Source organism: Leptotrichia sp. oral taxon 223 (assembly GCF_013394795.1).
Classification (GTDB): Bacteria; Fusobacteriota; Fusobacteriia; order Fusobacteriales; family Leptotrichiaceae; genus Leptotrichia.
Genome location: NZ_JABXYU010000001.1, coordinates 2,017,325 through 2,030,671 on the forward strand (window position 1 = coordinate 2,017,325; position 13,347 = coordinate 2,030,671).

The following is a 13,347-nucleotide window of genomic DNA, read 5'->3' on the forward strand; positions in this document are numbered from 1 at the left end:
TTTTTAAATGGAGCTTAGTATTGCAGTATGAGTAAACTTTTTTAATAGAATAAAGATATATAGGAAGAAATAGGATGATAAAATTAAATTTGAAGATACTGGTGCTTGCGGCTGGGGTTATTTTTATGCTGGTGAGCACTAATAAAAAGTATGGGAAATATAAGGAAATTTTAAATAATAGGAAAATTTTGATTGAGAATAAAAGGAATCTGGAAAGTAAGATTGTGGATGTGGTAGAAGAGAAAAATTCAGAGCGTGAAAGGATTATGGGAGAATATAGTCAAATATTGGCATTGACGAAAAGATTGTCGTTTTTGTCGATAAAAAATGAATCTGAATTTAAAAAGATGATTTATATATTTTCTCATGACAGTGGACTGAAAATGAAGGAAATCTCAAAGTCGGAAAATGTCTGGGAACGGAACGGATATAGGCTTAAATATATTCATTTCACAATGTACGGGAGTTTGAATAATTTTGGAAAGTTTATTTATTTTGTGAATAAAAGCAAAAAGTATATTGATACTTCCAAAATGTTTATAGAACTTACAAGCGATGGATTTAAAATTTCGCTTGGTTTTATAGAGAAAGTTGCGGATAAAAAGAAAATTGCTGTTGAAAATAGAGGAGAAATTGCATAAATTTCGTATTTGAAAGGAGGGATTGTAATTTTGAAAAAAAAGAGAAACTGTAGGCTGCCAATTGTTTTGGTTTTGGCTTTCTGGTTTGGCTGGGGTAATATTTTTGGAGCGAAAGCGGCTGACTATGTAAACAAGAGCGATATAGAAAATGCTAAAAAAATATTTATTTATGAAGTTCCAAAGAAAGTTCAAGTTGAGAAAAAGGAAAATAGTGAAAATAAGGGAAAAAGTACCAGTAAGCAGGAGAATAAAAATAATAATCTTGGAAAAAAGAAGGAGGAAAGCAAGAATCAGGGGCAGAATCAGACGCAGCAGACTGTAAAGGAAATTAAAAAGAAAACTGGAGAAGTTGATTTGGAGTACAGGAATGTGAAGGATATTACTGAGGCGCTTAATGGCTTTTTTGGATTTGAAGTGATTGGAATTGACAATAAGGTAATTTTTAGCGGAGACGAGAGTAAAGTTGAGGAAATGAGAAGGATTATAAAGTCGCTGGATAAGGAAAAGGAGCAGGTTATAATAAAAGGGACTATAATTGACACAAGTTCAAATCTATTTGAGCGGCTTGGAATAGACTGGAGCATAAATAGTGATAATACGAATGCGACCAAGGATAATTTAGTGGCAAAATTTTTAAATGGGGAAGTTTCGATTGCATCGATTTTTTCAAGAGGTGGCAGATTTTTAGGAATAGATTTTAACTTGCTAAAGGAAAATGGGGATATACGTATAGAAGCAATGCCAACACTTATGATTATGGAAAATGAGGAAGGGGAACTTAAAGTTACAGAGGAAGTGCTGGTTGGAGAAAAGAAGACTACAAAAAATGATACTGAATATGTGGAGCCAATTTTTTCGGAAGCTGGAATTGTATTTAGAATAAACCCTGAAATCAGGAAAATTAACGGAGTAAAGAAAATATTGCTTAAAATTGATACAGAAATAAGTAACTTTAAGCTGACTTCAAGCTATAATGCCTCTTCTGGAGCTAAACAGAAGAATCAGACTAAGACAACAATTACATTGAATAACGGCGGCTCGACATTTATTGGAGGATTAAAGCAGGATGTGAGCAAGGAAACGGTAAGAAGGGTTCCAATTTTATCAAAAATCCCTATAATTGGGCCGTTGTTTAAGTATCGTAGGACTAATAGGGAAATGCGGGATATTTATATTGAAATTGAGGCAGTAATTCAGGATAAAATGTAACTAAAAAATGATCATTTTAAACTTTTTGCAGTTCAAATGAAAAACTTTACAAATTATACTGCAAATTTCAAAAATATGTAGTATAATATTGAATAAAGACTAAAATTAAAAATATAATTTAAAACAGTAAATTAATGAATTTGAATTAAGGAAAGGAAAAAGATGATTTCGATTCAAAGGCTTGAAGAAATAATAAAAAAATTTAGTAGTGTGAAAATAGCTGTAATTGGCGATATGATGTTAGACGAGTATTTAATTGGAAGAGTCAACAGAATTTCACCAGAGGCGCCTGTTCCGATTGTGAATATAGAAGAAGAGAGATTTGTATTGGGAGGAGCTTCAAATGTAGCAAATAACTTGACTTCACTTGAAGGGAAAGTTTTCGTTTACGGAGTAATTGGAAATGATGCGAGTGGAGAGAAATTTATAAAGGAGCTTGAGGCTAAGAATGTGAATCCTGATGGAATTGTGAAGGATGGAACACGTCCAACGATTATTAAGAGCAGAGTTTTATCGCAAGGGCAGCAGCTGCTTAGGCTGGACTGGGAAAAGGATACTGATATTTCAGAAGATATTCAGAAACAGCTTTTAGAAAATTTTGAAAAAAATATCGAAAATATTGATGCGGTATTACTTTCTGATTACAATAAAGGGCTGCTTACAAAATATTTGTCAAAAAAAATTATTGAAATAACTAAAAAACATAATAAAAAGATAATGGTTGATCCAAAACCTCAGAATTTTAAAAATTATGCGGGAGCAACTTCAATGACTCCAAATAGAAAAGAAATTTTGGATTATTTTGGAATGAAAAAATTCACAAGTGAAGAAGAAATTGCTGAAAAAATGGCACAGTTAAAGGACGAGTTAAAACTAGACAGCGTTGTGCTTACTCGAAGTGAGGAGGGAGTTTCGTTATTTAGAACAGAACATAAGAGGATACCGACTGTGGCAAGGGAAGTTTATGATGTTACAGGAGCTGGAGACACCTTTATATCGACATTTTTACTTTCGATATGTGCTGGAGCGGATTTGTATGAGGCCGGGGTAATTGCAAATATGGCATCTGGAATTGTAGTAGCAAAAATAGGAACGGCTACTGCAACGCAGAATGAAATACTGGAATTTTACAAAGATAATGACAATGTGTTGAAAAATATATAAAAGCAGTTATTATTAAATTTAGTAATGTTATAAAATAAAAAAGAAAAGGAAGTGAAATTATGGCAATTATTGCGGCAATTGAAGCCGGGGGAACGAAATTTATCTGTGGATTGGGGACTGAAGATGGAAAAATTATCGACAGGGTAAGTATTCCAACTGCAACTCCTGAAGAAACAATGGCACAAGTTATTGAATACTTTAAGGATAAGCAATTTGATGTAATGGGTGTTGGGAGCTTTGGACCGATTGATCCTGTAAAAGGCTCTAAAACTTATGGATACATTACAAAAACTCCAAAGCCTTACTGGAGTGACTATAACTTAATTGGGGAATTAAAAAAACATTATGATGTTCCGATGGAATTTGATACAGATGTAAATGGCGCAGCACTTGCAGAAAGCTGGTGGGGTGCTGGAGAAAACCTGAAAAATGTTATGTACATTACGGTAGGAACTGGAATTGGGGCTGGAGCGGTTGTTGATGGAAAAATGCTTCAAGGACTGACTCACCCTGAAATGGGACATATATTCTTGAAAAGACATAAAGATGATAAATTTGAAGGAAGATGCCCTTTTCATAAGGACTGTATGGAAGGAATGGCAGCAGGGCCTGCAATAGAGGATAGATGGGGTAAAAAAGGAATTGAACTTGCCGATAGGGATGAAGTCTGGGATATGGAAGCATATTACTTGGCTCAGGCTGTGGTAAACTATACTTTGATTTTATCGCCACAAAAAATAATTATGGGTGGCGGAGTTATGAAGCAAAAGCAGCTTTTCCCATTAATTAGAAAATATACATTGGAATTTTTAAATGGTTATGTTCAAAAGGAAGAAATTTTAGAAAAAATTGATAATTACATTGTTTATCCAGGACTTGGAGATGAAGCGGGATTTGTTGGTGCGATTGCATTGGGGAAAATTGCGTTGGAGAACAGCAGGAAATAATAACTAACTAACAATTAATCAAAGGGGGGATTAATTAAAATGAGAAGTATTATACGAAATGTAGAAACCGAAATAGGAGAAAAAGACTTATTATCATTTACGAAAAGTGTATATTATTTATTAAATGGTAAAATTTCAATAATTGACACGCTTGGAATTGTTGCACAGAATTATGACGGGGATTTGAAAAGCAAGATAATGCGTGCAAAACAGCAGATTGAAAAGGGAGTTTCTCTTCATAGGGCTTTTTCAAAGATTACTGCAAATAAGGAATTTATGGAAATGGTTAAAATTGGGGAAGAAACTGGGAATCTAGAAATTGTTTTTAAAAATCTCTATGAAAAGTATGAATTTAATCAGAGAATAAAAAAAGATATAAAAAATTTGAGCATTTATCCAGTAACAGTTATAATTACTGCACTAGTCATTGTATTTATACTGTTAAAATTTGTTGTACCTAAATTTGTCCTGATTTATTCTGACATTGGGCAGGAATTGCCAAAAGTTACACAAATTGTGATAAATCTCAGTAAAATAACTGATAGGTATGGGATTATTTTTTTAGCAGTTATAATTTTTTTATTTTTTATATTGAAAAAATGGAAAAGGCAGAATGAAAAGGTTTTTGAGAAAAAAATATTGGGAACAAAAATTATTGGGAAAATGTATAAAAATATTTGCATATTAAATTTTACGAGAAATATGTATTCCCTAACAGATGCCAATGTTCCATTGATTCAATCGCTAAAGATGTGTACAAATTCCAAAAGCAATATTTTAAATAAAGAGCTGAAAAAAATTATTTTAAAAATAGAAAAAGGGGAGAGCATTCAAAAATCCTTTAAAAATACAACTTTTTTTGACAATGAATACATAAGTTTTCTTACAATTGGAGAAAAAACCGGGGAAATGAAAATATCATTTTTTAATTTGAATGAAATTTATTATGAAAAAGTTAGTGAAAAAATAAAATGGTTTTTGAAAATGTTTGAACCGCTTTCGATAATTTTTATTGGAGTAATTATTGGGCTTATTGTGTTTTCAGTTATGTTGCCTATTTTTAAAATGGGAGAAATGTTGTAAATATTAAATGAAAAATATGAAAAATTAAAGTTGGAAATTGGAATTTTAGATTTAACACAAAAATGCTATTCTTTATTAAAATACAGGATTTATTATGAGCATGCTGCTCAAATTTTATAGATTTAATTTTAAATGGATACCAATACACAATAAGAAAAAAAAGGAAAATTTATGATAGAAAATTTTATAGAATCATCGAAATATGTACAGAATTTGTTTAAAATAGAAAATGAAATTATACAGGATATAAAAAAAGAAAGTTTAGATGAAAATGTACCGATTATTACGGATGAAGTGCTAAATTATATGATTTTTACGGCTAGAAATATAAAAGCTGGGAATATTTTGGAAATTGGAACAGCGACAGGATATTCAGGGCTTTTTTTAGCACAAATTGCCAATCAAAATGACGGATTTTTGACAACGATGGAAATTGATGAAAATCGTTATAATAAAGCTGTGGAAAATTTTAAGAAACTTGGATTATTTGAAAAGAATAAGATGATTTTTGGAGATGCTTTGGAGGAAATTCCGAAACTTGGTAAGAATATGAAATATGATTTTATTTTTATTGATGCTTCAAAGGGGCAGTATTTGAAGTTTTTTGAAATGAGTTATGAACTTCTCAATGAAAATGGAATTATTTTTATTGATAATCTGATGTTTCGTGGACTGGTTGCGGCAGATAAGGAAGAAATTCCGAAAAGGTACAAGACGATTGTAAAAAGGCTTAAAGAATTTATAGAAAAATTGAATAAAAAGTATAATTTTGTACTGCTGCCATTTGGAGATGGAGTTGGGATAGTGAAAAAGTAAGGACATAGGAAAGAGAAGTGAGAAAAAATGAAATTTCTTTTGTATAACATTCGATATGGGACTGGAAAATATTTGAATCAGCCGTTTAAGCATATGCGGGGATATTTGGGACGTTCTATAAGGCATATTTATCGGATTGGGAAATTTATTAATAAGTACAAGCCTGATATTGTGGGACTTGTAGAAGTGGATCTTGGCTCATTTCGTATGTATAGCAGAAATCAGGCTACACTTCTTGGCAGAATTACGAGAAATAATAATGTTTATCAGTATAAATATGAGGAAGATTCTAACTATATGAAATTTCCAATGGTGAGAAAGCAGGGGAATGCCTTACTTTGTAAAAATCCAATTGTAAGAGAGGAGTTTCACTATCTGGATATTGGGATGAAAAAATTAATTATAGAGGTGGAAACAAAGGATATAATTGTATTTCTTGTACATTTGGCACTTGGAGGAAAAACACGGCAAAAACAAATTGTGCAGCTTTATAATTTGGTGAAAAATTGTAAGAAGCCAGTTATAGTAGCTGGTGATTTTAACGTTTTTTGGGGCGAAGAGGAAATTGAGATGTTTTTGCAGGCTTCAAATCTAAAAAATGTAAATACAAGGAAAGAACCGACTTTTCCAAGTTGGAATCCTAAACGTGAACTTGACTTTATACTTTGTTCCCAAGAAATAAAAGTAAAAAATTATGAAGTCATACAAACTCAGCTTTCAGATCATTTGCCAATATTGGTTGATTTTGAAATTATGCCTAATTTTTCAAAAAGAAGCTGAATAAAATTTTGAATTTTTTTCAATATTGCTTTACAATTTATTAGGATATAAGTGTTATAAAAATTAGAAAAGTTACTTAGCTGGATATATAAAAATAAATCTTTAAAAATTAGGATTTAAAGATTACAAGACTATAAAAAAATTAAAAATATGGATTTATTTTTTGAATTTTTTTAGAATATTGACAAATAAGGTTATATATGATATAAATAACTGTCTAATAGAGACGCCCCATCTCTACATTTAGACTTCTTTCATACAAAAAAACGAGCACACGGCTCGTTTTTGTTTTATAAACAGGCTTTTGAACGGGGAATTAATAATATAGCAATTCTAGTTTAAAACGGGAGTAGAAGCTATCCATTGCTTTTTACATGTTTTTACTCCAATTTTTAAGTGGATTGATTATAGTTTTGAAATTTATGATAAATATTTAGGAGAACAGGATTACAGGATGAAAAAAGAAATAGCGATAATTGGTGGCGGTGCATCGGGTTTTCTAACAGCGATTACTGCAAAGAAAAATGGTAAGGATGTTGTCATTCTGGAGAGAAAGGACAGAGTTTTGAAAAAGGTGCTGACTACTGGAAATGGGCGATGTAACTTGACAAATGTGAATGCTTCAAATAGAAATTATTTTGGAATTGAGAAAATGAAGCAGCCGATTGAGAAAATTTTGGAAAGCTTTACTTCACAGGATGCAATGAATTTTTTTGAAGATGAAGTTGGGATAATTTGCGATGAAGAAAATAGTGGAAAAGTTTATCCACTTAGCGGACAGGCTGCATCAATTGTGGATGGACTCAGATTTTATGCACAAAGTCTTGGAATAGAGATAATTACAGATTTTTATGTTACGAAAATTGAGAAGAAAATGTTTGATTTTAAGATAGTTTCTGAGGATAAAAGACAGATAGTTGCTAAAAAGGTGGTGCTTGCAACTGGTGGAAAATCATATCCTGAACTTGGTTCAAACGGAAGTGGCTATGAGCTAGCAAAGAGCTTTGGGCATACAGTTACGAAATTAACGCCTGTTATTGTGCAGCTAAAGGCAGAAAAAGAAAAAATTAAGGGATTAAAAGGAATTAAGTTGGATGTGGAAGTTACGGCTTTTGGAGAAAATGGAAGTGGAGAGAAAATAAAGATTTGCACTTATGATGGAGAATTATTGTTTACGGATTTTGGGATTTCTGGAAATGTGGTTTTTAATATTTCGTATGTTTTTCCAATTTATAAAAATGTGGAATTTGAAATTGACTTTATGCCAAAATTTACGTACAATGAAATTTTTGAAATTCTGAAAAAACGTCGAAAAATATTAAAGGCTTTTACGATGGAACAATTTTTTAATGGAATTGTCAATAAAAAACTGGGACAATTTTTGACAAAATCGGCAGGAATAGAAAAGTTGTCAAAAAGTATAAATGAACTTACAGACAATGAAATTCGTAAAATCTGTACAACTTTAAAAAAATACAAAATAAAAATTATTGATACAAATGGCTTTAAAGCGGCTCAAGTTACCGCTGGAGGTATTCCTCTAAGTGAAGTGAATCTGGAAAATCTGGAATCAAAAAAAGTTAAAAATCTGTATTTCGCTGGAGAAATACTGGATGTTTACGGTGAATGTGGCGGATTTAACTTACAATGGGCCTGGACATCTGGATATTTTTTAGGAAAAAATCTTTAAAAAAGGACTGTATAATTTAAAATGTTGCTAAATTAAATACTATTAGTAATAAATTTTATAAAAATGGTATTTTATTTACTTGATAACAAAAAATTTAACTCCCTTGCTAAAATGAATTTTTAGAAAATTTACTATTTAAAATAAAAATAATATTGCAAACTTTTAAAAACAACTAAACTAATAAGGAGAAAAATGATTAGAATAAATAATATAAAAATGCCTGTAAAACACAACGGAAATGATTTAAAAAAAACAGTTTACAAACTTTACAAAATCAATGAAAATGAAGTAAAAAGTTTTGAAATTGCAGGACAGGCGATTGATGCCAGAAAAAAAGATAATGTTGTATTTGTTTATGCGGTGGATATTTCTTTTAAGTTTGACGAGGAAACGGAAAAGAAAAGATTTGAAAATGTGAAAAATGTGCGAAAAATTGAGAAAAAGCCTTATTCTACGGAAAAAATTAAGAACTTTACAGAAACTGAAAATGTAAAACGCCCTATTATTGTCGGAAGTGGTCCTGCCGGAATTTTTGCTGGACTTGTGCTTGCCGAAGCTGGATTGAAGCCTATTATTATTGAGCAGGGGAAAAATGTAGATGAGCGTGAAAAGGATGTTTATAATTTTTTCAAAACTGGAAAACTCGATAAATATTCAAATGTGCAGTTTGGAGAAGGAGGAGCTGGAACATTTTCAGATGGAAAATTAAATACGAATACAAATAATTTTCGGATTCAGAAGGTTTATGATGAATTAATTCTCGCTGGTGCTGATCCCAAAATAAATTATATGTCAAAACCCCACATTGGAACTGATAAATTAATCGAAATAATGCGTAAAATTAGGTATAAAATCGAAAGTCTTGGAGGAGAGTACCGTTTTAGCACAAAACTTGTAAAAATAAATTATGAAAAATACGATTCTAAAAATAACAAAATAAAAAGCATTTTAGTTGAAAATGTGGAAAATTCTGATGAAAATAAAATTTATAAAATCTCAACAAACATTCTAGTTCTCGCAATCGGGCATAGTGCAAGGGATACTTTCTTTATGCTGAATGAAGAAAATGTTGCAATGGAACGGAAAACTTTTTCAGTAGGAGTCAGAATTGAGCATCTTCAAAGTATGATAAATTACTCGCAGTATGGAAAATTTGCTGATAAATTACCAGCCGCAGAATATAAATTAAATGTGAAGACAAGCAATGGACGTGGAGTTTATACATTCTGCATGTGTCCTGGTGGTGTAGTTGTACCATCTTCAAGCGAGGAAGGCAGGCTTGTTGTAAATGGAATGAGTTATTCACAAAGAGATTTGGAAAATGCAAATTCAGCAATTTTGGTAAATGTATTTCCTGAGGATTTCCCAGGAGAAAGCGTTCTGGCTGGAGTAGAATTTCAAAGAAGGCTGGAAGAAAAAGCATTTGAACTTGGCGGAAAAGATTACAAAGCCCCTATTCAGCTATTTGGCGATTTTGTAAACAATAAAATCTCAACAAAATTAGGAAAAATAAAGCCAAGCTATCTGGCAGGCTACAAATTTGCAAATTTAAATGAAATTTTTCCACAATTCATAAACGATTCTATAAAAGAAGGAATTACCTTAATGGATAAAAAAATAAAGGGATTTGCCAGTTATGACGCAATTCTGTCAGGTGTCGAAAGCCGTAGTTCATCTCCGGTGAAAATTCCTAGAAATGAAAGATTTTTCTCAAATATCGAAGGGCTTATGCCTTGCGGGGAAGGTGCAGGATATGCTGGGGGGATTATGTCGGCAGCAGTTGACGGGATAAAGTGTGCAGAATATGTAATTGAATATTTTATGAAAAATTTATTAAGTTGAAATTTTTGATTTTTGCCAATAAATATGCTATAATTTCAACATCTTTAAGATATATTTCAAACACTTCAAACTTGTAATAATTAAAAATATACAGTTGTTTGAACGAGGGAGGAAATTATGTTTTGTACTTTAGTATGCTGTATGGATGGAAGATTTATTCATATTTTGAATGAATATATCAGAAGTAATTATAGATATACTTTTGTTGATACCATTACTGATGCAGGAGCTGTAAATAAAATTGTTAGTGATGAGGATTATTTAAAAAAAATAGAAGATAAGGTTGTTTTAATTTCGGTTAATAAACATAAATCTGATCATATCTTTGTGGCAGGACATAGCGACTGTGCTGGTTGTCCAATTGATGATGAAACGCAGAAAGGATATATTCGCAAAGCTGCCGAGAAAATGCACAGCGATTTGCCACATGAGGCTGTTACTGGCCTTTTTGTTTATGAAAATGGAGAAATTGAAATTTTAGTGGATTACGATATAACAAATACTAATTAATTAAGTTAATAAAAAAATAGAGGAACTGTCTTTAATTGATAGTTCCTGTTTTTATTTAAATAATTTTTTTTAGTCTAAAAGTACGAATAAAAAGATATCCTTTTTGAATATTTTTTCTTTAACTTTTAATTATAAAATCAATAATAATGTTTAGCATTTAGCATCTTTTCAGCAATCTTGTAATTTGGCATATACCGTTCGACATAATTGTAAAAACCTTTCCCATGATTTGGATATTTTAGATGTGTCAATTCATGTAAAACCACATATTCTATCTCAAAAGGCGTTCTTTTTATAAGCTCCGTATTAAGATTTATATATTTTTTTACATAATTGCACGAACCCCATCTAGTTTTCATCGGCTTTATTGCCACTTTTTCCACATGCTCATCCAATATTTTCAGCCATTTTTCCATAAATTGTGGAAATAATTTTTTTGCATTTTCAAAATACCATTTTTCCATAATTTTTTTCTTTTCATCAATATTTTCTAAAATGTTTTCATTAACTGTCAAAATTATATTTGGCTTTTTTTCATTGTTTGCTAAATTCACGCCATTAAAGTTTCCTGTTTTCACAGTTAAATTATATTCTTTTCCTAAAAATTTGTGAATTTCTCCAGTTTTGTACTCAAAGCCCTTCTGCTTTTCTTTCACATCTTCAATTTTTTCAAAACGCTTTTTATCCAACTTTCTTTAGAGCGGATAAAATTTTCAATGTAGTCACGATGTAAATTCATTGGCACAGAAATATATACTTCCATGTTTGGCTTTATCCGCAAATTTATATTTTTCACTTTTTTCCTGTGAATTTCATAACCTAAAATTTTTTCTATTTTCATTTTTTACTTTATTTTCCTCTTACATTTTTTTTATTAAAAACCTAACCTGTCTTAGACTTTATAAATACTTTTTTTGCGTTTTCCAGCACATCCTTCTGCAATTTATAAGTAACCAGCTTTAAAGCCTCTTCATAAGTGCACCATTGAAAATCTTCGATTTCATGAGTATCGATCTGCACATTTTCATCTTGCGTAATTCCTGCAAAAAGTACAACTTTCTTAATTGTATTCTCATTTGGAACATATTTTATTTCCCGCTCAAAATCAGGAATTATTTTTATTTTTACATTTGTTTCTTCATGAACTTCACGAATTGCTGTTTCCTCTTTCGTTTCGTTGTTTTCAATATGTCCTTTTGGAAAGCCCCAGTTGCCATTGTGCATTTTTACAAGCAGCACTTTTTCAGTATTTTCATTAAAAACAATTGCTCCGCATGAGTTTTCATATTCGAAATTACTATTTAGATTGTAATGCTTCACAATATATTTTAGCAATGCTTCCTTTTCATTCTCAATTTCATCTCCAAGCACAAGTTCATATAATCTATTTTTTACTTCCCCAATCTCACGGTTGCTAAATTTAAGATTTATCAAATCAATCCCCGTTATGTCTAAATCATTAAACTGCGGTATTTTTCCCTGTTTTTTTATATTTTCAATTTTGTCCCAGAAATTTTGTAAAATTTTTTTATTTTCTTTTTTTGTTCTAAGTCCTTTAGAATTTAAGTCTGCATAAAATAAATTAAAAAGTCTTTTCAGATTTTTTTCTTCCATTTCAATAATCAATTTTTTCAACGTCTTATCCGAAACATCTTCATAAATTAACATGTGATTTCTTACAATTTTTTTCACTGAATTTATAAAATCATTTGACGCTTTAAGCTGTCTTAATTCTTCTTCTGCAATTAATGCGCTTTCCTTTTCGTGCCCGTAAAAATAAAAAATACCTTTTGCATCAATAATTTTTACATTTATTTTCCCCAAATCGTGAAAAAGTGCGGCAAATCTGGTTACCAAATCATAATTACAAAAATGGATAACTTTTATAATGTGATTAAATAAATCGTCTGGATGATTGGGATTATTCTGATTGAAATTGTAGGCATAACGAAATTCTGGAATTATCATTTCCAGAACCTGCAATTTTTTCATTTCAATAAGAGCCTTTTTTGCAAAATTTCCCATAAGAATTTTACTTAGCTCGTCAAAAACTCTTTCTTTAGATATTTTAGTCAGAAATTTTCTTTTTTTATAAATCGCTTCTGCAGTTTTTTTATCCAGATTGAATCCTAATTTTGAAATAAATCGAAAAGCCCTTAGAATTCTAAGAGCATCTTCTTCTATTCTTAATTTTGGCTTCCCAACAAACCTTATTACTTTTCTTCTAATATCCTGCCTTCCGCCATACAAATCAATTATTCCAGTTTTTTTGCTATATGCCAGTGAATTTATCGTAAAGTCCCGTCTTGCCAAATCCTCTTCGATTGTTTTTACAAATTTAATTTCTTTTGGATATCTGCTGTTGAAAACTCCTGTTTCCTTACGGAATTTTGCTATTTCATAACTTTTCCCATTGACTTTTATCATAAGGATTCCAAAATGAGCTCCCATTTCCTTTGGGTTATAATCAGCAAAAATTCTTTTTAACTCTGAATATTCTATATCAGTTGCAAAATCATAATCGCCAGGATCTTTATTTAGAATTTTATCTCTAACTGCTCCGCCGACAAGAAATCCTGTTCCATTTCTATTCAGTTGTTCCAATATGAATTTCACATCATTATCCAAATTAAATTGCATCCCAAATATGTCCTTTCAATCATTT

11 protein-coding genes and 1 pseudogene are annotated in these 13,347 nt (G+C 30.9%); 10 read left to right on the plus strand and 2 right to left on the minus strand.

Features of this window, described 5'->3' with window-relative positions; genetic code table 11:
• Window positions 1-74: 74 nt before the first annotated feature.
• The 10 genes from HW275_RS09490 (at window position 75) to HW275_RS09535 (ending at window position 10,682) form a co-directional block, all read left to right on the plus strand.
• On the plus strand, window positions 75-641 hold the full coding sequence (locus HW275_RS09490) for a hypothetical protein (protein ID WP_178936290.1): 567 nt from the start codon (window positions 75-77) through the stop codon (window positions 639-641).
• Between the two features lie 30 nt (window positions 642-671).
• A complete protein-coding gene (locus HW275_RS09495) occupies window positions 672-1,850 on the plus strand; it encodes a type II secretion system protein GspD (RefSeq protein ID WP_218975117.1) in 1,179 nt (392 codons plus the stop codon).
• Between the two features lie 162 nt (window positions 1,851-2,012).
• Window positions 2,013-3,014, plus strand: coding sequence for a D-glycero-beta-D-manno-heptose-7-phosphate kinase (rfaE1, locus tag HW275_RS09500; RefSeq protein WP_178936291.1), 1,002 nt, complete (start codon window positions 2,013-2,015; stop codon window positions 3,012-3,014).
• 59 nt (window positions 3,015-3,073) lie between these two features.
• Complete coding sequence (locus HW275_RS09505; protein WP_178936292.1) at window positions 3,074-3,961, plus strand: ROK family protein; 888 nt, start codon at window positions 3,074-3,076, stop codon at window positions 3,959-3,961.
• Window positions 3,962-4,000: 39 nt separating this feature from the next.
• Window positions 4,001-5,044, plus strand: a complete 1,044-nt coding sequence (locus HW275_RS09510) for a type II secretion system F family protein (protein WP_178936293.1) — start codon at window positions 4,001-4,003, stop codon at window positions 5,042-5,044.
• 171 nt (window positions 5,045-5,215) lie between these two features.
• Window positions 5,216-5,860, plus strand: coding sequence for an O-methyltransferase (locus HW275_RS09515; protein ID WP_178936294.1), 645 nt, complete (start codon window positions 5,216-5,218; stop codon window positions 5,858-5,860).
• Between the two features lie 27 nt (window positions 5,861-5,887).
• Complete coding sequence (locus HW275_RS09520) at window positions 5,888-6,640, plus strand: endonuclease/exonuclease/phosphatase family protein (RefSeq protein ID WP_178936295.1); 753 nt, start codon at window positions 5,888-5,890, stop codon at window positions 6,638-6,640.
• A 454-nt stretch (window positions 6,641-7,094) separates the two neighbouring features.
• Window positions 7,095-8,330, plus strand: coding sequence for an NAD(P)/FAD-dependent oxidoreductase (locus HW275_RS09525; protein ID WP_178936296.1), 1,236 nt, complete (start codon window positions 7,095-7,097; stop codon window positions 8,328-8,330).
• A 192-nt stretch (window positions 8,331-8,522) separates the two neighbouring features.
• Window positions 8,523-10,172: an NAD(P)/FAD-dependent oxidoreductase gene (locus tag HW275_RS09530; RefSeq protein ID WP_178936297.1), complete on the plus strand. Its 1,650-nt coding sequence runs from the start codon at window positions 8,523-8,525 to the stop codon at window positions 10,170-10,172.
• A gap of 117 nt (window positions 10,173-10,289) precedes the next feature.
• Window positions 10,290-10,682: a carbonic anhydrase gene (locus HW275_RS09535; protein ID WP_255460056.1), complete on the plus strand. Its 393-nt coding sequence runs from the start codon at window positions 10,290-10,292 to the stop codon at window positions 10,680-10,682.
• Between the two features lie 137 nt (window positions 10,683-10,819).
• Here the strand turns inward: HW275_RS09535 and HW275_RS09540 are convergent.
• Window positions 10,820-11,523, minus strand: a pseudogene (locus HW275_RS09540) (M48 family metallopeptidase).
• Window positions 11,524-11,564: 41 nt separating this feature from the next.
• Entirely contained in the window at window positions 11,565-13,322 is a 1,758-nt protein-coding gene (locus tag HW275_RS09545; protein ID WP_178936298.1) for an NUDIX domain-containing protein, read from the minus strand.
• Between the last annotated feature and the right edge of the window lie 25 nt (window positions 13,323-13,347).

Bases quoted from the DNA above. Each gene is read 5' to 3' on its own strand.
- HW275_RS09490 (WP_178936290.1), top strand. From the start codon at position 75: ATGATAAAATTAAATTTGAAGATACTGGTGCTTGCGGCTGGGGTTATT.
- rfaE1 (WP_178936291.1), top strand. From the start codon at position 2,013: ATGATTTCGATTCAAAGGCTTGAAGAAATAATAAAAAAATTTAGTAGT.
- HW275_RS09505 (WP_178936292.1), top strand. From the start codon at position 3,074: ATGGCAATTATTGCGGCAATTGAAGCCGGGGGAACGAAATTTATCTGT.
- HW275_RS09510 (WP_178936293.1), top strand. From the start codon at position 4,001: ATGAGAAGTATTATACGAAATGTAGAAACCGAAATAGGAGAAAAAGAC.
- HW275_RS09515 (WP_178936294.1), top strand. From the start codon at position 5,216: ATGATAGAAAATTTTATAGAATCATCGAAATATGTACAGAATTTGTTT.
- HW275_RS09520 (WP_178936295.1), top strand. From the start codon at position 5,888: ATGAAATTTCTTTTGTATAACATTCGATATGGGACTGGAAAATATTTG.
- HW275_RS09525 (WP_178936296.1), top strand. From the start codon at position 7,095: ATGAAAAAAGAAATAGCGATAATTGGTGGCGGTGCATCGGGTTTTCTA.
- HW275_RS09530 (WP_178936297.1), top strand. From the start codon at position 8,523: ATGATTAGAATAAATAATATAAAAATGCCTGTAAAACACAACGGAAAT.
- HW275_RS09535 (WP_255460056.1), top strand. From the start codon at position 10,290: ATGTTTTGTACTTTAGTATGCTGTATGGATGGAAGATTTATTCATATT.
- HW275_RS09545 (WP_178936298.1), bottom strand. From the start codon at position 13,322: ATGCAATTTAATTTGGATAATGATGTGAAATTCATATTGGAACAACTG.